Genomic DNA, 22,526 nt, shown 5'->3' on the forward strand with positions numbered 1-22,526 from the left:
GAACGTCCCCCGCGGCCCGCGCCACCTCACGTCAGCTCACCGCGTGCGCGTCACTGCGGGACGCTGAGCCGCAAGCGAAGCAGCGTCGGCTCCACCCAGGCGCTCGCCTCGGGGCCACCTGCTTCGGCTTGAGCATCCAGGGACGCGTCGATGGCGAGCTTGAGCCGGTCGGCGCGCGACGTCACCGCCGGGTGCAGGTCCTGGAGGATGTTGTAGGCCGGGAGCTCGGCGGCGGTGCTGAACAGCGCGTACATGTCCATCACGTCGTTCATCACCGGCGTGACCTCCACGTCCTGCAGGGTGTCGTAACCCGACAGCACGGCGTCCTCGCCGTACAGCAGGCCGCGCAGGTGCTCGTCGTGCTCCAGGGACAGCGGCAGCGCGAGCGCAGCGTAGGCCTGCCACACCAGGCGCGTGCCCGTCATCCGCTTCGCCTGGACCTGCAACGCGTCACCGGCCTGGTTCATCCGCGCCGCGATGGAGGCGTAGAACTGGCGCTGCTGGGACTTCAACACGTCCACCATCCGGGCGCGGACGGCGGCGCGGAGGTCGTTGGCCATGACGTAGTCGTAGGACGCGATGTGCTGCGAGACATGGTCCCACCGCTTCGCCATCCACTCCTGGGGGTTCTGCGCGTTGTTCGGGTTGTAGGTGGGCCGGTCGGCGCCTCGCACCAGGGCGACGAACTCATGGCCTCCGGTGAAGCGGTGCGCGAACACCCGCTCGGACTTCACCGAGCTGGTCGCGGCGTCCCATGCGGTGTAGCGGACGTACACCGTGGACACCAGCCGGTACGTGCGCTCGTACAGTCCGCCCAGGCCCGTGAAGACCTCCGAGTAGAGCTGCCAGCTCCCCTCACCGCACAGGTCGATGGTGGCGTCGTCCACCTCCATGTTGGCCGCGATGAGCAGCGGGCGCAGCACGTCGTGGTTCCAGCGGCCCGGGTCCACGCCCAGGTAATCCGCCGCGTTGTCGCCGTTGTAGTCGCCCCACTGGCCTCCACCGCAGGGGACAATGGGCTTCTCTCCCTGCTTCAGGAAGTGCGTCGCCGGCTCCTGCTCCGGAGGCCCCCACAGGTCGATGCCGTACATGCCCCGGCCGGGGTCCGTCCGCCACTCGCCCTCCGCGTGCTCGATGAGCGTCTTCATCCACGCCCAGTCGGCCGTGTAGCGGGTGTGAACCCCGGCGAACAGCGGCTTGCCGATGTTCTTCAGCGCCGTTTCGAGCGTCGTGCCCTGGGTGACGAGGTCGTTGTGGCGGGTCGCCTCCATCTGCCCGCCGAGCGCGGGCTGCTCCTCGAAGAGCTGCGCGTAGGCCTCCGCGCCCGCCATCCAGTCCTTCGGGCTGGAGATGCGGCTGCTGTCCAGCATGGAGAACCCCGCCCCCAACTGCACGGGGAACTCGCGCAGGTAGTTGATGTTGTAGGAGAGCTTGTGCGTGGACAGCTCGTCCGCGGGGCTGATGTCCGGGTTGGAGCCGCGCCCGTCGATGCCCGCGAGCGCCGTGGAGTCATGCGCGTGCAGCGCGCCCCAGATGGAGAACTCCGTCTCCGCGGGGACGAACTCCTCCTCGTAGCGCATGGGCATGGGGTGGCGTGAGTCCCAGCCCAGGTAGTTCCACGCCGCCCGCTGGAACGCGTCGTTCTTCGCGTCGGCGAAGTACTCGTACATGTTCTGGTCCACGCGGTTCAGCCCCGCGTGCAGCGCGTACAGCGACTCCTGGACCTCCGTCACGTTCTGGTTCACCCGGCCCAGCTCCCAGTCCACCAGGGCGAACCGGGAATGCATGTCACGGTGGATGGCATTGAGCTTCCGGTCCACCCGGTCGAAGCGGCTGAGCATCCGCCCCTGCAGCTCCACGACGAGCTGGTGGAGGTTGCGCAGCTCCTTGAGGATGACCTGCTCGATGGGCGGCTCGGCCGGCTTGCGCAGGATGGAGAAGAGCTGGATGACCGCGCCGACAATCTGGCCGGTGAACACGGCGGCGCTGATGATTTGGAAGCCCTTCACGCCCGCGTCGAGGAAACCGGCGACCTTCTCCGCGACCTTGATGGAGCTCTCCGCGTACTTCGCCACCGACTCCAGGGTGGTGCCCAGCGCCTTGCTGAACCGCACGATGTCCGCGGCGAGCTGCGTCTGGCCGTCAATCTTGAGGATTTCCGACACCAGCCCCAGACCGACCGACACGCCCTCCTTCACGCCGCCGAGCGTCTCCTTCAACGACGTCCCGCGCGTCTTCGCCGCCGCGATGGCCGCCGCGAGCGCCGTCTCCTCCGGCGAGGCCAGCGCGCTCACCGACGCCGCCTCGGGCTCGCCGCCGTTGTCCAGGGACTGCCCCTGCTGGGCGGGCTTCTTCAGCGCGACGGAGGCGCGGTACGCCTGCTCGGCGGTGTTCAAGTCATGGAGCATGTCCGAGTACTGCTTCACGGCGGACAGCCCCACGGTGGACGCGGTCGTGACGAAGCCCCGCGCGTCCTCCGGCGTCACCGACAGACGTCCATCGGACCCCAGGCGCGGCAGGACGAAGGCCGCCAGGGGGCCCAGGGGCTTCGCGGTGAGCATCTGCGAGGCGGTGTGGTGGGTCTGGAAGCCCACGCCCGCGCCAATCCCCCCGCCGTTCACCGCCGCCGCCAACGCGGCGTTGCCCTGGGCCAGGTCATGCAAGCGGGACCAGGTGTCCTCGGTGAAGGCCTCCGCCTCGCCGTAGCGGTCCACGAAGGACTGCGCGTTGGCGAGCCCCCGCTTCAGGTCCAGGCCATTGTGCATGCTGGCCAGCAGCGCGCGCGCATGGGCCCGCAGCGCGCGGCCCGGCGCCGTCGTGGTGGGCAGGTGCGGCTCCGCCCGCGCGAGCATGCGAATCATCGTCCGCACCCGGGGGCCGGAGCCGTCCTTCGCCGGGTCGAAGGGGTAGACGTCCAGCGCGGTGGAGATGGCGTTGAGCCCCGCCGTCAGCTCCGCCTGGGAGAGCGCCGGGTTGTCGCGGGCCAGGAAGTACGCCGCGCCCGCCAGCAGGTGCAGCCGCGGGTGCTCGTTGGCCATGGCCGCCGCCGCATAGACGCGCCGGTTCACCTCCTGCGGGGACAGCGAGAAGATGCTGTGGCACTCCGAGCACAGGATGGGCGCGTCATACACGGGCGCGCCCAGGCTCCCCGAGGCCGCCCACTCCGCCGCTGCCTGCGCCTGCACCTGCGCCTGGGTGGCGGTGGCGGGCGCCTGGCCCTCCACGAAGCCCGCGCCGCACTCCGCGTCCGGCGCCGCGCCATGGCTGACGTCGCGGCAGGTGCCGTAGAGCGGCGGCCCACTGCCAGGGCCGCAGGGCCCCGTCATCGTTCCGCACTGCGCGGCGTCGGTGACCCAGGCGCCATTCACCTGGCACGTCTGCGGATTGAGGCAGGCTACCGTGCAGGGCGCCTCCACCGTGCCGCACTGCGGTCCCGTGCCCGTATTCACCACCGGGTAGTTGTAGAAGGTGATGTAGCAGAACTCCTCGCCCACCCCCGCGGTGGCGCCCTTGCGGGTCCCGCCCCCCGCGCGCGCGGACTCCTCTCCACCACCGGGCTTGCCGCCGATGTACCAGAGCCAGGTGATGCCGCCCCACGTCGACGACGGCGCGTTCGCCGACACGTAGTTCTGGGCGTGCCTTTCGCACGAGGCGTCGGGCCGCGTGCCCAGTGGGACGACCGCCTCGTGCCCGCCCAACGTGAAGCCGAAGTCCGAGTGCTGGCACGTGCCGTACGACGTACACGTCTTCGGGCTGGTGTCCGCGCCACAGGCCGCGGTTGACTGCTGCGCGTAACACTCCAGGCTGTAGGTGAAGCCGCCGGTACACGTCCAGTCACCGGTCGCGATGTCCTCCGGCGTGCAGGTGAGGCCGTCCTCGACGGTGCGCGCGGCGACGGGCCCATCGGACGGCTCGGCCCCCATGGGCATGGGCTCACCGCAGCCCCAGAGCGCCAGCGCGGCCACGACCCCTTGGAGCCAGCGCGGACGCCGGCTCCTGGCGGGCGCGCGTGCCCCGGGCGGACACACGTCTCCCCTCAACGACGAACTTCGCGACACCTGCATGGAGGACTCCCCCTCGTTCGGGCCTGCGACGGCGCGAAAGGGCCGTCCAACACCGGATACGAAGGGAGCGGGGAGTCCTGGTCCTCACGCTGAAATGAAACGAGCCGCGAGGAAGGCTTCCCCCGCGGCCCGAATCATTCAAATGCACCTGCATGCGCCCGGCAGGCGCCGGGAGGGGAGGCTAGGGCTCGTCCCGGCGCGGCTTGTCGGAGTCGACCGCGTCCTTGATGGCGCGCTTGGCGTCCTCAACCTTCCCCTTGATGGCGCCCTTGGCGGAGTCACGCTTGCCCTCGGCCTCCAGCTCACGGTCGCCGCTCGCGGTGCCGGCCACTTCCTTGACCTTGCCCTTGGCTTTGTCGGTCCACTCGCCCATGACGGGTCTCCTTTCACAGCACACAGCGTGTTGGAGCCAGAGTGTGGGCATGCCGAAGAGGTCGCGCAGGCGCCCCAGGGCCGCTCGTCTGGCCAGCAACCAGGGGAGCCCCGCATTTCCATACACGCTGGATGAGGCGGAACAAGACTGGACATTGACGGCGAGCCATTCGCGCCCCACGCTGGGGTCACCGTTACCCAGGAGCACCGCTTCCCCGATGGCCACCTCCTCGCTACCGACCCCTGGCGCCCTGCTACGCCGGCTCTACCTGCTGCGGTCCGTCATCACCACGGTGGCCTTCACGCCCGCGGTCTACGTCGACATGCAGTTGCTCGACCTGTCGGGTGCGCGGGAGTTCAAGATTTTCCTGGGCATCATCACCCCGGTGGTGCTCGGCCTGTGCGCGGTGGTGCAACCCCTGGTGGTGATGCCGTGGCTGATGAAGCGCGCCCTGAGCGCCCAGGGGACGACGCGGGTGGAGCGGCTCATCCGCATCCCCTCCAACATCGCCTTCGTGGAGATGATGGTGTCGTGGACGCTGGGCGGCATCCTCTTCAACGGCGGCGCGGTGCTGCTCTTGGACCGGCCGGCGTCGGTGGTGATGGTGGGCGTGGCGGTGGCGGTGAGCGCGGGCCTCTTCAGCAGCCCGCTGGCGTACATGCTGTTCGAACGGGTGATGATGCCCACGGTGCTGGACGCCTATCAGCGCGCGCCCAGCACGAAGCCCGCGGGTGAGGGCTTCGCCACGCGCCAGTCGTGGCTGCTGCCCGCGATGGTCGTCTCCGCGCTGCTCATCACCTGCCTGGCCAGCATCGTCACGCTGCACCTGCGCCTGGAGCGCGGCATGGGCGCGCTGGCGGCGGACCTGGCGGCGCGGGGCGACACCGCGGCGGCCGAGCGCGTCCAGGCCACGGTGCGGCCGCTGGAGGCGGAGCTGGTGCAGCCGGTGGTGGTGCTCGGCGGGTATGCCGCGCTGGGCTCCATCCTCACCGCGGCCTGGGCGGCCCGCCGGCTGGCCCGGGGGGCACGCGCGGTGGGGGCGTCCCTGGAGGCCCTGGTGGAGGGCCGCGCCACGCCGCCCCAGTGGGTCTCCTCGGATGAAGTGGGCGACCTGGCGGCCTCGACGTGGCAGCTCTACCAGCGGCTCCAGGAGCTGCCGCGCTCGCTGCGCGCCTCCGCGGGGGACCTGGCCGACGCGGGCCAGCGGCTGTCACACGCCAGCTCCCAGCAGAACCAGACGCTGTCGCGGCAGGCCGCGGCGCTGCACCAGGCGCGCGCCACCGCGCAGGAAATCCAGCGGGCGTCTCACGTCACGCACTCGCGCGCCACCAGCATCCTCCAGGTGGCAGAGCGCGCCGCCGCCGTGGGCAAGCTGGGCGAGGAGTCCCTGGCCGGCACGGAGAAGGGGCTCACCGTCATCCGCGACATCGCGGCCGGGCTGCACGAGCAGATGCTGGATTTGGAGCAGCGCGCCCGCGAGGTGGGCCGCGTGTCGGAGGTGGTGAAGTCGCTGGCGGACCAGTCCCACATGCTGGCCATCAACGCGGCGATTGAAGCCACGCGCGCGGGCGAGCACGGCAAGGGCTTTGGCGTGGTGGCGCGGCAGATGCGCGACCTGGCGGACCAGTCCGTCCGGGCCACCAACCAGGTGCGCGGGCTGCTGGAGAGCATGGCCTCCGCCACGCAGCAGGCCACGGCGATGTCGGACCAGGGCGCGGAGGGCGTGGCCGAGGCGCTGGAGCCGCTGCGGCACAGCGGCGAACGGCTGCGCGAGCTGGCGGGCCTGTCCCAGGAGTCCGCGGTGGCGGTGCGGCAGATTACGGAGGCCGTGTCGCAGCAGCACGCGGGCGTGGACCAGCTCTTCGCGGCGGTGCGCGAGCTGGACGAGCTGACGACGGACACGCTGCGGCACCTGGACACCACGCAGCAGGCGGCCTCGGCCGTGAGCCACGCGACGGGGCAGGTGTCGCAGATGGCTGAGCGCTACGTCTGATGCGGCGGCTCGCCCGTGCTCGAGCGCGGGCCGCTTCAGTCGCTCGAAGGGACGTCGTCCTCCGCGCGCGCGGCGAGCAGGGGCGTCAGGCGCCCCTCCGCGCTCAGCACGGGCGTGCGCAGCAGCATGGCGAGCTGGCCCACGAGCACCGCCAGTCGCGTCAGCCGCTCCCGGGGCTCCTCGCCGCCCTCCTCGAAGCTGGCCGCGTCCAGGTAGGCGAGCTGCGCCGAAGCCCGCCCATGCAGCCCCGCCACCCGCTCCTCCAGCGCCGTCAGCCGCGTGCGCAGCGCGCCCAGGAACGCCGCCGTCCGGCCCAGCAGCCCGGAGGCTTCATCGAGCGCCCGCGCGCCCTCCTCCGGAGCGCTCCCCGCGAGGATGCCGCGGGCCGAGAGGGCCGCGTACAACGACGTCCCATCCAGCACCACCGGCGGCGACTCCTCGTCCAGCCAGCCCCGGTCCAACCACGCCAGCACGGGCTCCAGCGCGGCGGGCACCTCGACACCCGCGCCCAACAAGGGCCAACCGCGCCGCGTCGCGCGGGATGGCGCTTCGCGCGGGAGCGCGCGCAGCGCCTCCAGCGCCTCGGCGCCCAGCAGCTCGGCTTCCCGGACGTACCCCCAGCGCTCCAGCCGCTCCAGCAGCGCGCCGAAGGGCACCACCACCTCCGCGTGCACCCGCGCCTGGAGCGCGCCGTAGGTGGCCACGCCGTCGCGGACCTGGAGGCGGTCCGCCCGGAGCGCGGCCACGGCCGCGCGGTGCCCCTCACGCGCCTGGGCCAGCCGGGCATCTTCTGGCGGGGTGACGCCCGTCTCCGTCAGCACCTTCCGCACACCCAGGCCCAGCGCCGTCAGCACCAGGCCACCCACCGCGAATGGGATGAAGAAGGGCATGCCTCTCGACTATGCCAGCTTCGCCCCCGTCCCGCCCGGCGGATGCGGGCGGCCCTTCCCCGCCTGCCGGGTGGGCGCGCCACCGCATGGCGCGGCGCTCACCCCGCGCGAGCTTGAACGGGAGCCTCTGGCTCCAGCGGCGGCACATACGGCCAGCCCGGCAGCGGTCCCTTGCCCGCCTCGCGCGTCAGGTAGTCCGCGGCGATGTTCGCGCTCTCCATGATGGTCAGCAGGCCGCTGCCCGGGTGCGTGCCGCCGCCCACGAAGTACAGCCCTTCGATGTCGCGGTTCTTCACCTTCGGCCGCAGCGGCCCCAGCTGCCGCCACGTATGCGACAGGTTGAACACCGCGCCCCGGAACACGTTGAAGTCGTCCCGCCACGTCTCCGCCGTGAAGTAGCGCTCCTCGCGAAGGTGCTCGCGCACGCCCTTCAGCCCCACCTTCTCCAGCATGGCGGGGATGCGCTCGCGCAGCGCCTGCTCCGTCTTCGCCCAGTCCACCGGACGGCCCGTGTTCGGCGTGGGCACCAGCACGTACAACGTCGAATGGCCCGCGGGCGCGCCGGATGGGTCCGTCACGCCCGGGTTGCACACGTAGAAGGGCGGGTCCTCCAGGTCGACGTGCCGGTCCTCCAGCGCGTCGCGGTCCGTGCGCCGCGCGGACTCCGACAGGTAGATGAGGTGGTGCGGCAGGTCGGCGTACACCGTGTCCAGGCCGTAGTACGCCATGAACGTGCTGCACGAATACTTCGCCCGCTCCAGCGCCGCGTCCGTCAGCCGCGAGCCTTCCCGCGCCTGGGCCGGAATCAATGACTGCGCCGCGTAGGCCAGGTCCGCGTTCACCACCACCGCGTCCGCCTCCAGCACCTCGCCACCCACCAGCTTCACGCCCACCGCGCGGCCCGCGTCCACGCGCACCTGCTCCACCGGCGCGCCCATGCGGAAGGTGGCGCCCAGGTCTTGCGCGCAGCGCATCATGCCGCGCGCCAGCTCGCGGAAGCCGCCCTCCACGTGCCAGACGCCGAAGGCCAGCTCCAGGAAGGGAATCACGCTGAACACCGACGAGCACGTCGCGGGGTGCAGGCCCAGGTACTTGGACGGGTACGCCAGGGCGTACGTCACCCGGTCATCGTGGAAGAAGCCGTCCAGTTGCCGGTACAGCGTCTGCCAGGGCTTGAAGCGCAGCGTGGGCGCCAGCCGCCACGGCGCGTAGTAGCCCAGGTTGTCCGCGGAGGTGCAGATGAACTTCTCGTAGGCGATGCCGTACTTCTCCCGCCCGTCCGTCATCCACTGGCGCAGCGCGGACGCCTGCCGCGGGCCGAACTTCGCCAGCTCCGCCTCCATGCGGTCCAGGTGTCGGGTGGTGTCCAGGTGCGTACCGTCCCAGAAGTGCACCCGCGTGTTGACGTCCAGCGGGAGCAGCTTGACGTAGTCCTCCAGCCGCCGGCCCGCGCGCCGGAATATCTGCTCCAGCACGCCCGGCAGCTGGAGGATGGAGGGCCCGGTGTCCACCGAGTACTCGCCCGACGCGCCCAGCGTCAGCCCCTTCATCCGCCCGCCGGGCACCGCGTCCTTCTCCACCACGGTGACCCGGAAGCCCTGCCCCGCCAGGTTGATGGCGGCCGACAAGCCACCCGGTCCCGCACCCACGACGATGACGTGCCGCACGCTGCCTCCCTCGTTCGCCGACATGACCTACCGGATGCCAAGCCCCCCCGGTACCCGGGTGAACGAAATCCTGCCTTCTCATTCACGTAGCGAACGTCCGAACCGGCCAGGACGTTACAAGAGCACCGTCCGGCACTGGCTCCCGGGCAGATGCCATTCCAGCCTTCTTGCCCCACCGTGCCACCGCGCTCCTCCTCCCATCTGCGCCGCAACACCGCCGCCTACTGCGTGGTCCTGGTGGGACTGCTCATCACCGCCGCGGCGACGGCCTATGTGCAGCAGAGCATCAACGAGCGCCGCCTGCGCCGCTTCGACGACGCGGTCCAACACGGGGTGCTGGGCCTCCAGCAGCGCCTGGAGCTGAACCAGTCCCTGTTCCTGGGGGTGCATGGACTGTTCACCGGCAGCCGCTACGTGGACCAGGAGGAGCTCGGCGCCTACATGGAGAGCCTGGCGTTGAATCGCACCTTCCCGGAGCTGGAGGGCATCGGCTTCGCGCGGTGGCTTCGGCCGGAGGACGTGGCCCGGTATGACGCGGAGGTCCGCGCCATGCGGCCGCCAGGCCCCCCCGTGTGGCCCCCGGGCCCGCGCGCGGCCTACACCGCCATCGTCATGATGGACCCCCTGGACGCGCGCACGCGGCGGGGCCTGGGATTCGACATGCTCACCGAACCCAGCCGCCGGGCCGCGATGCTGCGCGCAATAGACACGGGGCGCGTGGCCGCCACCCAAAAGGTGCGGCTCATCCAAGGCTGGGAGGACGCCGCGGGCCGCGTGGGCTTCGTGCTCTTCATCCCCGTGTACACCCCTCCGCGGGACGCCCGGCCCCCTGGAGCCCCCACCGGGCCTCCGCGCGGCTTCGTCTACCTCCCCATCGCCATGGAGGACCTGACGAGCGAGCTGCGCTTCATCGGCTTCAAGGAGACCATCGACCTGGAGGTGTATGACGGGACGGCGGTCCGCGACGACGCGCTCCTCTACGCGTCCGGCCGCCCGGCGTCACGCGGGGCCCCCGTCTTCCAGCAGGACGTGAGGATACCCGTGGCCGGCCAGACCTGGACGCTGCGGTTCAGCGCGAGCCAGGCCTTCCTCGCCACCGGCACCACCGGGCAGCGTGGCACCGTCATCGGCGCCGGGCTGCTGGTGACGCTGCTGCTGTTCTTCATCACCCGCTCGCAGGTCCGCGCTCGGACCTCGGCCGAGGCCGCCAACACGGAACAACAGCGGCTGACCGGCGAGGCACGCGACGCCGTCCAGGTGCGCGACGACTTCCTCAGCATCGCCGCGCACGAGCTGCGCACGCCCCTCACCAACCTCAAGCTCCAGCTCCAGCTGCTGTACCGCCAGCTTCGCGGCGAGGGCCCCCTGGACGTGGAGAAGCTGGCGCAGCGGGTGCACTCCAGTGAGCGGCAGACCACGCGCCTGGCGACCCTGGTGGACAGCCTGCTCGACGTGTCCCGGCTGGCCCGTGGCCGGATGGAGCTGAACCTGGAGCCCGTGGACCTGGACGAACTGGTGCACGAGGCCGTCCGCCGGTTCGAGACGGAAGCCAGGACAGCGGGGGTCCAGGTGACGGTGGACTCGCCCGTGGCCGTGACGGGCCAGTGGGACCGGATGCGGCTGGAGCAGGTGCTCACCAACCTGCTGTCCAACGCGCTCAAGTACGGCCACGGCGCCCCCGTGGACGTGCGCGTGCGCTCGGACGAAGCGCACGCGACGCTGGAGGTGGAGGACCACGGCATCGGCCTTTCGCCCGAGGACGCGCAGCGCATCTTCGGCCGCTTCGAGCGCGCCGTCTCCAGCCGCCACTACGGCGGACTGGGCCTGGGCCTCTTCATCACCCGCCAGCTCGTGGAGGCCCTGGGAGGCCGCATCAGCGTGGCCAGCACCCCGGGCCAGGGCGCCACCTTCACCGTCGTGCTGCCCTTGAGCGGCCCCAGCCCCGTGGCTTGACGCGCCCATCTGATTCTTGACTTTTCACGAATTCCGCCTAAACAGCTCCTGAAATTGAGAATGCGTATCGTTTTCACCTTGAATCTACAGCTCCGCTCCGGGTGAAACGGCGCCTCGCTCCACTTCCAGGAAGGCCGTCTTCATGAAGCAGCTGTTTGCCCGCTCGGGTTTCCGACTCTCCGCCGCCGCGCTCGCGCTGTCCCTGATGGGCGGCTGTGACGACTCCGGCGACGACGCCACCGGCCCGCTGTACGCCATCACCACGCAGGACCTCAACGCCGACCCGGCGGAGAGCTACGTGGTGGTGACGCGGGAGGCGGAGCAGACCGCGCAGCTGTCGCTGGACGGCGCCATCAAGGTGTCCGGCCGAGCGCTGGGCGTGGGCATCCGCAAGTCGGGCCAGGTCTACGTGGTGTCGGACGACAGCCCCGTCGTGACGCGCTACTCGCTCACCGAGGACGGCCGCCTGGAGCAGTCGGGCACGGTGAGCTTCGCCAGCCTGGGCGTGATGTCGCTGGGCGAGTACCAGGCGAACTTCCAGTTCGTGTCGGCGACGAAGGCGTACTTCTTCGACGGCATCACCGCGCAGGCGGTCATCTGGAACCCCACGGAGATGACCGTCACCGGCAACATCGCGCTGGACGCGCTGGAGGTGCCCGACACCGAGATGGCCTTCTCGGGCTCGGTCGTCTCGGACAACGGGCAGCTCATCATCCCCGTGGGCTGGCGTCCCGTGGCCGGCGTGGGCATCACTCCGCGGACGGGCGTGGTGGCCGTCGACACGGCGACGGACACGGCCACCGTCGTCACGGATGAGCGGTGTGGCTACGCGCACGACGCCGTGCTCGGCCCGGACCGCAAGGTCTACGTCGCGACGGAGGCCTACGGCGCGGCGGTGCACCGGGTGTCGGCCGACGCGGCGCCGGAGCCGTGCCTGCTGCGGTTCGACCCGCAGACGCGCACCTTCGACACCGGCTTCCACCGCTCGCTGTCGGAGCTCGTGGGCGGCGGCACCGCGGGCTCGCTCGTCCCCGGCCCTTCGGGCACGGCGTACCTGCGCGTGCTGGATGAGCGCGTCGCCCCTGTGCAGGAGGGCGCGCACCCCCGCGGCATCGCGAGCGGCGCCGGCTGGCAGTGGTGGGCGCTGAATCTCAACACGCTGACGGCGACGCGGAACACCGAGTTCCCGGCCACCTCGGGCAGCAGCTTCCTCTTCCACACCGAGAACCAGACGCTCTACACCGAGTTCGGCGCGGGCTCCGCGTCCACGACGCTGCACGTGCTGGGCGACAACGGCCGGCCCACGCTGACGACGCAGGGCCTGTCCTTCTCCCTGCTCCAGCTTCGTTAGGCGGAAGTCTCCGGGGCTCCGCGCACGCGGAGCCCCGGCTGTAGCACCACCGGGCTTCACCCATCTTTTGGAGTGTCCATGCGTCTTCCGTTCCGCATCGCGGGCGTCGTCGTCGTGTCATCGCTGTGGTCCATCCCCGCCTCCGCCACCAGCACGGGTGTCACCGGCCAGACGGGCAAGGAGGGTCCCACGTGCAGCACCTGCCACCAGGGCGGGGAGCTCCCCACCGTCGCGCTCGAAGGGCCTGCCACGCTCGCGCCGGGCGCCACCGGCCAGTACACCTTCATCATCCGGGGCGGTCCCGCCAGGACGGGCGGCGTGGGCATCGCCGTGGACAGCACGGCGGCCACGCTCCAGCCCGGTGAGGGCATGAAGAAGCTCGGCGCCGAGCTGACCCACGCACAGCCCCAGCCCTTCGCGAGCAACGAGCTGCGCTTCAACTTCAGCCTCGTCGCCCCCGCGACAGACGTCACCCTCACGCTCTTCGGCGCTGGCAACTCCTCCAACGCGGACCTCCACACCGACGGAGACCGGGCCGCCGCCACGAAGCTGAGCGTGAAGGTGGGCCAGGGCACGCCGGACGTGGAGCCGGATGCGCCGGAAGAAGAGAGCGGAGGCTGCGCCGCCGCGGGCAGCGCGCCGCTGTGGGCCCTGCTGATGGCCGCCTCGCCGCTGGCCCTGCGGCGCCGCCGCCGGGGCTGAGGCGCCGTTCGCGCGGGTGGATGAGGCCCACGCCTCATCCACCGTGGAGGTGAAGGCGCGCCTCTTCACCTGGCGCCAATCACACAGTAAACTTTTCAGGTTTATAGCCTGAATTCGTGGGTCTCCGAGCCCTGACGCCTCCTATCGGGCCAGCGCGCGCGCCATCGTGACGAGCGCCTCCAGCTTCGGCTCGTCCAGCTCACGCGCCAGCGTTACCAGCCGACGCAGCAGCGGCGGCTCCTTCTCCAAATCACGCCGCTCGTCCTTGCCGGGCCGGGCCAGCCCCAGCAGCTCATCCGTGGAGACGCGGAGGACCATGCTCAGACGGCGCAGCATGCCCGCGCTGGGAACCATCTTTCCCCGCTCCACGCGGCTGTAGACCATGGGGTGCATGTCCACCAAGGCCGCCACCTCCACCTGGGTCAACCCCAGGCGCGCACGCGCCTCACGCGCTGCCTTTCCCACCATCGAACCCAGTTGTTCGTCCATACGCGGGAGAACGTAGCGCATCCGGAGTGGATGACTGGGGTGGAAGTCACGGCCTGGCGAAGCAGGAGGGAAGACTCTACCTTTGAAGTTCTGGAGACGATAAACTCTCGCCTTCGTCCATCTGGCCACACCCAGTCCCTCCAGAGACAAGCCCCATGCGACAGGGAAGCGATGACCTTGACAGGAGGGGCTCGCGGCGGAGCGGGACCCCAGGGGTGGGCGCATGAAGGCGCAGGTCCTCCGTAGAGTTCGGTGATTCGACCGAATGAGAGCAGGGTGGCGGGCAGGCGCCCCTTTGACTTCAGCCCTTAGGAGTTCGCCTTGCCGATTCCGCCTAACGCCTGTACTTTTTCTGCGGAGAATCAATACAATGGCTTCCATGGCACTACCACCGCTAGAGGCAGGGCGCGTCTATCGCACACGGGACTTTGAGCCCTGGAGCACGAATCCACCGCGCTTCGCCAAGCAGCTGGTTGAGAAGGGCGTGCTGGTGCCGGTAGCGCACGGACTGTTTGCCTACCCCAAGCGAAGCAAGTTTGGGTTGGTGCCACCTGGGGACGATGCGCTCATGCGAGCGTTCCTGGGGGAGAGTCCCTTCGTCTTTACCGGCCCCGAACACTGGAACGCGCTGGGGCTCGGCACGACAGCCGTGTTCGCGGCGACTCTCGTCTACAACACGAAGCGTTCCGGGCACGTTGAACTGGGTGACCGCCGCTTCGAACTACGCCGCGTGGCATTCCCGCTGACACCATCGCCGGAATGGTTCGTGGTTGATCTCTTCGAGAACGCGGAGCGCGCTGGCACGTCGCGCATGGAACTGGCCAAGGCGCTGACGCGCGCACTCGCGCGCACTGCCTTCGACCGCGAACGCCTGACGGAAATGACGCAGCGGTATGGGACCAAAGCGACGCGAGTGCTGATCTCTTCGGCGCTCCAGGCCTCCTCCACTTGAGCTTCATTCACGACGATTCGGCGTTCGACGATCTGCTGCAGATCGTCGCCGCCCACAACAAGATGTCGCTGGCGCTCGTGGAGAAAGACTATTGGGTCACTCACACGCTCTGGGCGCTTCACGCAACAGGCTTCGACGTCTGGTTCAAGGGAGGAACCTCCCTTTCCAAGGGATTTTCCCTCATCCACCGGTTCTCCGAGGACCTGGACCTCAAAATCGAGCCCGGAAACGTTCGCTAGCCCAAGGTCTCCAACTGGAAGAGTGATGGAACAAAGGCGACGAACGAGCGCCGCACCTACTTCCAGGCCCTTCCGTCGTTCATCAATGTTCCTGGCACAAGGACTGAGTTGGCTCCTGATGACACGGATGCAAGCTGGCGCAGCGGCAACGTGCGTGTCAGTTACCCCGCACGTCACATCGGAACCTCGCTGAGGTTCTGAGGCCCTTTGTATTGCTTGAGGTCGGCAATGCGCGCGTGACGCCCTTCGTTCCGCGCGACATGTCGTCCTTCGTGCATGACCATCTTGCGCGCATAGGACACCTGGACGACTACGACGACAACCGTCCCAAGGGCGTACGTTGCGTGCACCCGCTTGTCACGCTCCTTGAGAAGCTTGATGCGATTCAGAGACGAGTGCCGCGAGTCGACAGCGCACCTGCTTCTTTCGTGCGCCATTACGAGGATGCGGCACGCATCATCGCCGCCGAGCCCGAACTTCCCCCGCTTCCAGACTTCGTCGATGTGAAGGCACTCGCAAAGGAGATGCTCGCCCAGAAGCAGATTGCCCCGCCGCCAGGGCCCGACTCCCCTGCCTTCACGTTACCTCTGGGGGCTCGCACCGAAGCCATTCACAAAGCCTACGAGGCCAGCGGGCAGATGTTCTGGAAACCGAGACAGACGTTGGAGGAAACGGCGTCTGTCATCCGTGCATGGCTGGCGCGCACCCCTCTTTCTACCTCGTAGGCGCCGTCCTCGGCCGCCTCCTGGGGGAGTGAACGACCGTTCTCCCGTCCCCCCGAGAGCCGCCCTCCAGGCCAGGGCACGGCGGGAGCGTGTCCTGTTCCCCCTGAAGCATGGGCCCGCCCCCCTGTCCCCACTGAGGACTGGTGGACACCGTGACCGGGGGCCGACATCAATGTTCGACAGTGGCCACGTCCACGTCTTATGTCCCAGGACATGACCCCCGCACCCACGGAGGTGCTGCTGTTCACCCTGAACGGTCAGCGCTACGGACTACCCGCACCCGACGTGCGAGAGCTCGTACGCGCCGCGCGCCTGACGCCGCTGCCTCGCGCGCCCGCCGTGGTGGAGGGCCTGCTGGACCTTCGGGGTGAGCTGTTGCCGGTGCTGGACCTGCGCCTGCGCTTCCGCCACCCGGCCCGCGCGCTGTCCCCCATGGACCACTTCATCGTGGCCTCCGCGGGCGCCCGCGGCGTCGTGCTGCGCGTGGACCGGGTCGAGGGCCTGCGCGTCCTCACGCCGGAGGAGTGGGACGCTACGCCGCGCCAGCTTCCGGGCGTGGGCTATGTGGCGGGCGCCGTGAAGCTCAAGGACGGGCTCGTCCTGGTCCACGACCTGCGCACCTTCCTGTCCGAGGCCGAGTCCCTGGAGCTGGATGCCGCCCTGGCGGCTCCGCAGGAGTCGGAGCCCGCGTGAATTGGGGCCCCTGGAGCCACCCGGGTTATGCGGAGGTGCTCGCGCTGGTGGAGGAGCGCGCCGGGCTGGTGCCGCCCAGCTGCCCCGCGTCCGCCGAGGAAGGCATCGCTCGCGCCATGGAGCGGGCCGGGCTGAAGGACTTCGACGCCTACCGCGTGCGGCTCACGGAAGAGCCGGCCGCGATGGATGACCTGCTCATCGAGCTCACCGTCGGGGAGACGTACTTCTTCCGCACGCCCGAGCACTTCGAGCACATGCGGAGCGTCGTGCTCCCGGAGCTGCGCGAGCGCCATGGCCCGGACCACACCGCGCGGCTGTGGAGCGCCGCGTGCTCGTCGGGCGAGGAGCCCTATTCCATCGCCGCGCTGCTGCTGGGCGAAGGCTGGGATGCGCGCATGACCGTGTACGCCACGGACGTGTCGCGCGGCGCGCTCGCCCGGGCCCGGAAGGCCCACTACGGCGACTGGTCCCTGCGGGGCGGCTGGGCGGACCGGATGCGCGCCCACCTGCGCGCCGACGGACGCCGGTACATCCTGTCCCCGGAAGTGCAGAAGCGCGTGCGCTTCAGCTACCTCAACCTCGCGCTCGACACCTGGCCGTCCGCGGACAGCGGCATCTGGAAGCTGGACGTCATCTTCTGCCGCAACGTCCTCATCTACTTCAACCGGCCCACCATCGAGGCGGTCGCGCGCCGGCTCCATGACGCGCTGGATGAGGGCGGCTACCTCTACACCGGCCCGTCGGACCCGCCGCTCGGTGGACTGGCGCCGCTGGAGTCCATCCTCACCGAGTGGGGCGTGCTGTACCGCCGGCCCCTGCACGGGGCCACCCTCTCCCTGCCCGTCCCGGCCGCGTGGACCGAGCCGCCGGCGGTCACCGCCCCCGCCGCGACGACCGCGCCCGCCTGGAGCCCGTCTTCCACCGGCGTACCCGGGGCCGCGACGGGCGCCACGCCCCTGGGCACCACCGCGCCGGGCCTGCCGGGCGACTCCGAAGCCTCCTCGGGGACCGCGCTCCCGGGCGCCGGAAAACCGGCGCGCGCCCCCAGCGCGACGGCCCTGCACGCGGCCCGGCAGGCCCTGGCGCGAGGCCACTGGCGCGAGGCGGCCCAGCACCTGGGAGCGCTGGACTCCGACGCGGACACCGCCGAACTGGCGGTTCGCGCGCTGGCGAACCTGGACGCCGCCGCCGCCGTCTACGCCTGCACCGAAGCAGCCGCCCGGCACCCATTGGTGCCAGGACTGCGCTACCTGGAAGCCCTGCTGCTGCTGGGACAGGGACGCGCGGCGGACGCGGAGCGCGCCGTCCGGCAGGCGCTGTATCTGGAGCCCACACTCATCGTGGCGTGGCTCATCCTCGGGCGCGTGCTACGCAGGCACGGCGACACGTCCGGCGCCATGAAGGCCTGGCGCGAAGCGGAGCAACTGTGCGACGCCCTGCCTCCAGGCGCGCCCGTCCCCCACGCGGACGGCGAGAGCGCCAGCAGGCTGGCGGAGGTGGCGCGTGGAGAGCGGTCCCGCATGGAGGCAGCCCTGGCTGCCGGTGAGGAGCTGAGCTGATGCCGGGTTCCGGCAAAATCGACTGGGACGCCACACGCGCGCGGCTGGCGCGGCTGGCCGACCTGGAGAAGGAACAGGGCACCTTGTCCCCCGAGGAGGCCGCGGCGCTGCTGGAGAAGCGCGCCCGGGCGCTCTCGCGCGAGCCCCGTCCCCAGGTCGACCCTGGCACCCTGCGCGAGGTGGTCCGCTTCAAGGCCGCCGGCCAGCGCTACGCCCTGGAGTCGCGCTTCGTGCTGGAGGTGGTGCGCGCGCCGGAGCTGGTCACGTTGCCAGGCGCGCCCCCCGTGCTGCGCGGCCTCACCCTGATGCATGGCGAGGTGCTGCCCGTGGTGGAGCTGGCGCCGCTCTTCGGACGCGCGCCTTCGGACATCGCCGGCCCGCTGCTCGTGGTGGGCGTGGGGCGGGCGGAGCTGGGCGTGCGCACCGAGGAAGTGGAGGAAGTCACCGTGCTGGCGAGCAGCGAGCTGCTGGCGCCGCCCACGTCCCTGGACGACGCGGCCGGACACCTCGTGTCCGCGGCCGACAGGGACGGCACCCTGGTACTGGAGGGAGAGGCGCTCCTGGGTGACAGTCGCCTCATGTTCGATTTGTCCGGAGAAGGAGCAGCATGAGCATCGGGAACCGCATCGCGTTCGGCTTCGGACTGTCGCTACTGATGTTGCTCATCGTGGCGGGAGTGTCCTTCCAGGGCGCCAATCAGCTCACGACGAGCACCGCGGGCCTGCTGACGGCCCATGAGAACTTCCGCGTCATCCGCGAGGTCCGCGCGCTGCTGATGGACGCCGAGTCCGGCCAGCGCGGCTTCATCCTCACGGGGGACGAGGCCTACCTGGGGCCCTACCGGGAGGCGACGGCGGCGCTCCAGGAAGACCTGGCCCGCCTGCGCGACGCCATGGCGGACCACGTCGCCCAGCGGGCGCGCCTGAACCGGCTGGAGCCCATCGTCACCCAGCGGCTCAACCAATTGGAGGAAGGCGTCCGTCTGCGCCGCGCGGAGGGGCTGGATGCCGGAGCGAAGTTCGTCCAGGCCGGCCAGGGCCGGGCGGCCATGCTCCAGGTCAAGCAGGTCATCGCCGAGATGCTGGTGGCGGAGCAGGAGCGCTGGGACGAGCACGCCACCGCGGCCCGGGACATGGCCCAGCGCATCCTCTGGGTGCTGGGCATCGGCACGCTGCTGGGCGTGCTCATCGTCGGCGGCGGCAGCTACCTCATCACCCGCGGCATCACCACGCCGCTGCGCGCGCTCATGGTGGGCGCCGAGCAACTGGGGCGCGGGAAGCTGGAGCACCGCATCGAGGTGAAGGGCCAGGACGAGACGGCCCAGCTGGCGCGCGCGTTCAACGACATGGCGGAGAAGCGCCAGCAGAACGAGGTCCAGCTGGAGAAGGAATCCGAGCAGCGCGAGCACACGCTCCGCACCGTGGCGGAGTTCGTCAACCAGCTCGCCGGCGCCAGCGCGGAAATCCTCTCCAGCACCACCGAGCAGGTGGCCGGCGCCCAGGAGCAGGGCAGCGCGGTGACGGAGACGGTGAGCACCATCGAGGAAATCACCAAGACGTCCGAGGAGGCCGCGGGCCGCGCTCGCGCGGTGAGCGACTCCGCCCGCCACGCCGAGGACGTGGGCCGCAGCGGCCGCCGCGCCGTGGAGGAGGCCGTGGGCGCCATGGGCGCGGTGCGCGAGCAGGTGGAGTCCATCGCCTCGCGCATCCTCGCCCTGGCCGAGCAGGCCCAGGCCATTGGCGACATCATCACCACCGTCAACGACATCTCCGAGCAGACGCACATGCTGGCGCTCAACGCCTCCATCGAAGCCAGCCGCGCCGGCGAGCACGGCCGCGGCTTCGCGGTGGTGGCCTCCGAGGTGAAGGCCCTGGCGGACCAGTCCAAGAAGGCCACCGGCCAGGTGCGCCAGATTCTGGGCCAGATTCAGAAGGCCACCCACGGCGCGGTGATGACCACCGAGGAAGGCACCAAGAGCGTGGCCACCGCCACCCGCGTGGTGTCCGAGGCGGGCTCCAACATCCAGACGCTGTCGGACCTGCTGGCCCAGGCCTCGCTGACGGCGGCGCAGATCGCCGCCTCCGCCAACCAGCAGGCCACCGGCATCGGCCAGATTCGCCAGGCCATGCATGACGTGAATCAGGCCACGCAGCAGGCCCTCATCTCGTCGCGGCAGACCGAGCGCGCCATGCAGGACCTCAACGGCATGGGCCAGAAGCTCAAGGGGCTGCTGGGAGAGTACGGGCGCTGATGGACCGCGACCGGTTGGCCCAGGCGCTGCTGGCCACGTTCCTTGAGGAGCTCGAGGGGCACGTCGTCTCGCTCAACCGCGAGCTGCTGGCCCTGGAGCGCGAGACAGCGCCCGCGCGCATGGCGGGGCTCGTGGCGTCCCTGCTGCGCACGCTGCACAGCGTGAAGGGAGCGGCGCGCGCGGCCAGCGCCACGCTGGTGGAGACGGCCTGCCACCGCATGGAGGAGCTGCTGGAGCAGGTGCGTGACGCGGGCGCCGGCATGCCCGACGTGTACGAGCTGTGCTTCACCACCGTGGACGCGCTCGACGACGCGGGCCGGCGCCTGGCCGCGCGGGAGGACCTGGCGGGCTCGCCCCTGGAGACGCTGCTGCCCCAGCTGGAGCGCGCCGCCGGACGCCGGGCCGGCGCGCACGCCCCCACGCGCGGCGCGCCGCCACCATCGCCTCCGCCCATGCTGGAGGACGCGGTGCCGTCACCCAAGGCCGCCCCGCCCAGCGTGGAGCCGCCCCCGGGCGGCGGGGCCTCCCACGGGGCCGAGGCGCTGCCCGTGCGCGTCTCCGCGCAGAAGCTGGACGCCTTGCTGGCACGCAGCGGTGAGCTGCGCGTGGCGACGCTCCGGCTGGAGGGCCGCGCGGACGCGCTGGATTCGGTGCGCGAGGCGTTGGCGCAGGCCCGCGAGGCGGTGCTCGGAACGCCCGGCGAACAGGCGCTGCTGCGCGCGGAGACGGAGCTGGCGCGGGTGACGCTGGAGCTGGCCGCGGACCGCCGGGCGCTGGGCGGCGTGGCCACGGGGCTGGACGACGAGGTCCGCCGCGCCCGCACCCTGTCCTTCGAGGAAGGCTGCGAGGGCCTGGAGCGCGCCGCGCGCGACGTGGCGCGCAGCATGGGCCGGCAGGTGCGGCTGGAGATTCAGGGCGGCGCGCTGGAGCTGGACCGCTCCCTGCTGCAGGGCCTGCGAGAGCCGCTGCTGCACCTGGTGCGCAACGCGGTGGCCCACGGGCTGGAGCGCCCCGAGGAGCGCCAGCGGCTGGGCAAGCCCGCTGAAGGGCGCCTCCTCCTCACCGCGCGCCTCAAGGGCAGCCGCGTCGAGGTGACGGTGGATGACGACGGGCGCGGCCTGGACCTGGACGCGCTGAGGGGGCAGGCGCGCGCCCGGGGCCTGCGCGTGCCCGAAAGCGACGAGGAGGCCGCGCGGCTGGTGTTCCTGGCCGGCCTGTCCACCGCGGCGCAGGTGACGCAGGTGGCCGGCCGCGGCGTGGGCCTGGACGTGGTGCGCATGCACGTGGAGGGGCTGCGCGGCAGCGTGGAGGTGACGACCCGGCCGGGCCTGGGCAGTGGCTTCACCCTGGACGTGCCCCTCACGCTGAGCACGCTGCGGGTGCTGCTGGTGTCGGCGGGCGGGCAGACGCTGGCGCTGGCCAGTGAGAGCGTGGCGCGGCTGGTGCGCCTGGCGCCCGACGAGGTGCGCGACGTGGAGGGCCGCCCCGCCTGGGCCTCTGGTGACGCGCTGGTGCCGTTGGCCTCGCTGGCGGAGGTGCTGGGCCTGCCGCCCGGCCCACCGCGCGCGCGCCGGGGCGCGGTGGTGCTGGCCGCGGGCAGCGCGCGCGCCGTGGTGGTGGTGGACGAGGTGCTCGCCGAACAGGAGGCGCTGGTGCGCTCCCTGGGCCACCGCGTGCGCCGGGCCCGGCACGTGTCCGCGGCGGCGGTGTTGCCGGACGGACGGCTGTCGCTCTTGCTCAACCCCCTTTCCCTGGTCCGCGCGGCGGGTGGCCGCGCGGCGGCCTCGCTCTTCCCCGCCCCCGCCACCCAGCGGACGCGGCGGCGGGTGGTGCTGGCGGACGACTCGCCCACCACGCGCGCGCTGGAGCAGAGCATCCTGGAGAGCGCGGGCTATGAAGTGGTGGCCTGCGTGGACGGCGCGGACGCCTGGGAGCGGCTCCAGGCGGGCGGCGCGGACGCCCTGGTGCTGGACGTGGAGATGCCGCGCATGGACGGCTTCACCCTCACCGAGGCGGTGCGGGGCTCGCCGCGCTTCTCCCGGTTGCCGGTGGTGCTCGTCACCGCCCGAGGCAAGCCGGAGGACAAGGCGCGGGGCTTGCGAGCCGGCGCCAGTGCCTATCTGGTGAAGAGCGCGTTCGACCCGACGAGCCTGTTGGAGACGCTGAGACGACTGCTATGAAGAACGACCCGTTACGCATCCTGGTGGCCGAGGACTCGCCCACCGCCCGACGCCTGCTGGTGGAAATCGTCCGCGCCGACCCCGCCCTGACGGTGGTGGGCGAGGCCAAGGACGGCGTGGAAGCGGTGGAGCTGGCCCAGCGCCTGCGGCCCAGCCTGGTGACCATGGACATCCAGATGCCGAGGATGGACGGCCTGGAGGCCACCCGCCGCATCATGACGGAGGTGCCCACGCCGGTGGTGGTGGTGTCCACCCTGGTGGAGCGCGACATCCAGACCTCCATGGCCGCGCTGCGCGCGGGCGCGCTCGCGGTGCTCCAGAAGCCCCTGGGGCCGGAGTCCCCGGACTTCGACGCGGACAGCCGCCGCCTGCGCGACACCCTCAAGGCCATGGCCGAGGTGAAGGTGGTGCGCCGCTGGCCGGACCGCGCCGCCCCCCCCACGCC

At 71.1% G+C, this 22,526-nt stretch carries 18 protein-coding genes; 13 read left to right on the forward strand and 5 right to left on the reverse strand.

Going from position 1 to position 22,526, the window contains the following annotated elements; all coding sequences use genetic code 11:
- Positions 1 to 50 precede the first annotated feature (50 nt).
- Complete coding sequence (locus HV824_RS03905; protein ID WP_368738017.1) at positions 51 to 3,965, reverse strand: hypothetical protein; 3,915 nt, start codon at positions 3,963 to 3,965, stop codon at positions 51 to 53.
- 280 nt (positions 3,966 to 4,245) lie between these two features.
- Positions 4,246 to 4,437: a CsbD family protein gene (locus HV824_RS03910; RefSeq protein WP_176415893.1), complete on the reverse strand. Its 192-nt coding sequence runs from the start codon at positions 4,435 to 4,437 to the stop codon at positions 4,246 to 4,248.
- Positions 4,438 to 4,654: 217 nt separating this feature from the next.
- Here HV824_RS03910 and HV824_RS03915 point away from each other — a divergent pair, with 217 nt between their 5' ends.
- Entirely contained in the window at positions 4,655 to 6,430 is a 1,776-nt protein-coding gene (locus tag HV824_RS03915; protein WP_176415894.1) for a methyl-accepting chemotaxis protein, read from the forward strand.
- A 35-nt stretch (positions 6,431 to 6,465) separates the two neighbouring features.
- Here the strand turns inward: HV824_RS03915 and HV824_RS03920 are convergent, their stop codons facing one another.
- Together HV824_RS03920 and HV824_RS03925 are read right to left on the reverse strand one after the other, a co-directional pair.
- Positions 6,466 to 7,320, reverse strand: coding sequence for a hypothetical protein (locus tag HV824_RS03920; RefSeq protein WP_176415895.1), 855 nt, complete (start codon positions 7,318 to 7,320; stop codon positions 6,466 to 6,468).
- A 98-nt stretch (positions 7,321 to 7,418) separates the two neighbouring features.
- Positions 7,419 to 9,011 carry an NAD(P)/FAD-dependent oxidoreductase gene (locus HV824_RS03925; RefSeq protein ID WP_176415896.1) on the reverse strand — a complete coding sequence of 531 codons (1,593 nt, stop codon included), beginning with the start codon at positions 9,009 to 9,011 and terminating at the stop codon, positions 7,419 to 7,421.
- A gap of 153 nt (positions 9,012 to 9,164) precedes the next feature.
- Between HV824_RS03925 and HV824_RS03930 the strand changes: the two genes are divergently transcribed.
- From HV824_RS03930 to HV824_RS03940, 3 genes are all read left to right on the forward strand, one after another.
- Positions 9,165 to 10,940 carry a CHASE domain-containing protein gene (locus HV824_RS03930; RefSeq protein WP_368738018.1) on the forward strand — a complete coding sequence of 592 codons (1,776 nt, stop codon included), beginning with the start codon at positions 9,165 to 9,167 and terminating at the stop codon, positions 10,938 to 10,940.
- Positions 10,941 to 11,082: 142 nt separating this feature from the next.
- Entirely contained in the window at positions 11,083 to 12,291 is a 1,209-nt protein-coding gene (locus HV824_RS03935; protein WP_176422683.1) for an MxcI protein, read from the forward strand.
- Positions 12,292 to 12,369: 78 nt separating this feature from the next.
- Positions 12,370 to 12,993, forward strand: coding sequence for an MXAN_6652 family MXYO-CTERM-anchored protein (locus HV824_RS03940; RefSeq protein ID WP_176415899.1), 624 nt, complete (start codon positions 12,370 to 12,372; stop codon positions 12,991 to 12,993).
- A 141-nt stretch (positions 12,994 to 13,134) separates the two neighbouring features.
- Here the strand turns inward: HV824_RS03940 and HV824_RS03945 are convergent, their stop codons facing one another.
- Entirely contained in the window at positions 13,135 to 13,503 is a 369-nt protein-coding gene (locus HV824_RS03945) for a helix-turn-helix domain-containing protein (protein WP_176409041.1), read from the reverse strand.
- A gap of 547 nt (positions 13,504 to 14,050) precedes the next feature.
- On the opposite strand from HV824_RS03945, the gene HV824_RS03950 reads away from it, so the two are divergent.
- From HV824_RS03950 to HV824_RS03985, 9 genes are all read left to right on the forward strand, one after another.
- Positions 14,051 to 14,434 carry a hypothetical protein gene (locus HV824_RS03950; RefSeq protein WP_255207741.1) on the forward strand — a complete coding sequence of 128 codons (384 nt, stop codon included), beginning with the start codon at positions 14,051 to 14,053 and terminating at the stop codon, positions 14,432 to 14,434.
- Positions 14,431 to 14,673, forward strand: a complete 243-nt coding sequence (locus HV824_RS37155; protein WP_255207742.1) for a nucleotidyl transferase AbiEii/AbiGii toxin family protein — start codon at positions 14,431 to 14,433, stop codon at positions 14,671 to 14,673. Before HV824_RS03950 ends, HV824_RS37155 begins: the two co-directional genes overlap by 4 nt.
- A gap of 236 nt (positions 14,674 to 14,909) precedes the next feature.
- Positions 14,910 to 15,398, forward strand: coding sequence for a hypothetical protein (locus tag HV824_RS37160; RefSeq protein WP_368670843.1), 489 nt, complete (start codon positions 14,910 to 14,912; stop codon positions 15,396 to 15,398).
- 213 nt (positions 15,399 to 15,611) lie between these two features.
- The gene (locus tag HV824_RS03960) at positions 15,612 to 16,091 is read left to right on the forward strand and encodes a chemotaxis protein CheW (protein ID WP_176415901.1); all 480 of its coding nucleotides are present in this window, start codon (positions 15,612 to 15,614) and stop codon (positions 16,089 to 16,091) included.
- Positions 16,088 to 17,650, forward strand: coding sequence for a CheR family methyltransferase (locus HV824_RS03965; RefSeq protein ID WP_176422684.1), 1,563 nt, complete (start codon positions 16,088 to 16,090; stop codon positions 17,648 to 17,650). Before HV824_RS03960 ends, HV824_RS03965 begins: the two co-directional genes overlap by 4 nt.
- Entirely contained in the window at positions 17,650 to 18,261 is a 612-nt protein-coding gene (locus HV824_RS03970; RefSeq protein WP_176415903.1) for a chemotaxis protein CheW, read from the forward strand. Before HV824_RS03965 ends, HV824_RS03970 begins: the two co-directional genes overlap by 1 nt.
- Positions 18,258 to 19,901, forward strand: a complete 1,644-nt coding sequence (locus HV824_RS03975; protein WP_176415904.1) for a methyl-accepting chemotaxis protein — start codon at positions 18,258 to 18,260, stop codon at positions 19,899 to 19,901. Before HV824_RS03970 ends, HV824_RS03975 begins: the two co-directional genes overlap by 4 nt.
- A complete protein-coding gene (locus HV824_RS03980) occupies positions 19,901 to 22,081 on the forward strand; it encodes a response regulator (RefSeq protein ID WP_176415905.1) in 2,181 nt (726 codons plus the stop codon). Before HV824_RS03975 ends, HV824_RS03980 begins: the two co-directional genes overlap by 1 nt.
- The coding region (locus tag HV824_RS03985) for a response regulator (RefSeq protein WP_176422685.1) at positions 22,078 to 22,526 on the forward strand (449 nt) is incomplete at its 3' end. The genes HV824_RS03980 and HV824_RS03985, both read left to right, overlap by 4 nt.

The sequence above is a fragment of the Myxococcus sp. AM009 genome, from assembly GCF_013372605.1.
In the GTDB taxonomy this organism is placed as follows: domain Bacteria; phylum Myxococcota; class Myxococcia; order Myxococcales; family Myxococcaceae; genus Myxococcus; species Myxococcus vastator.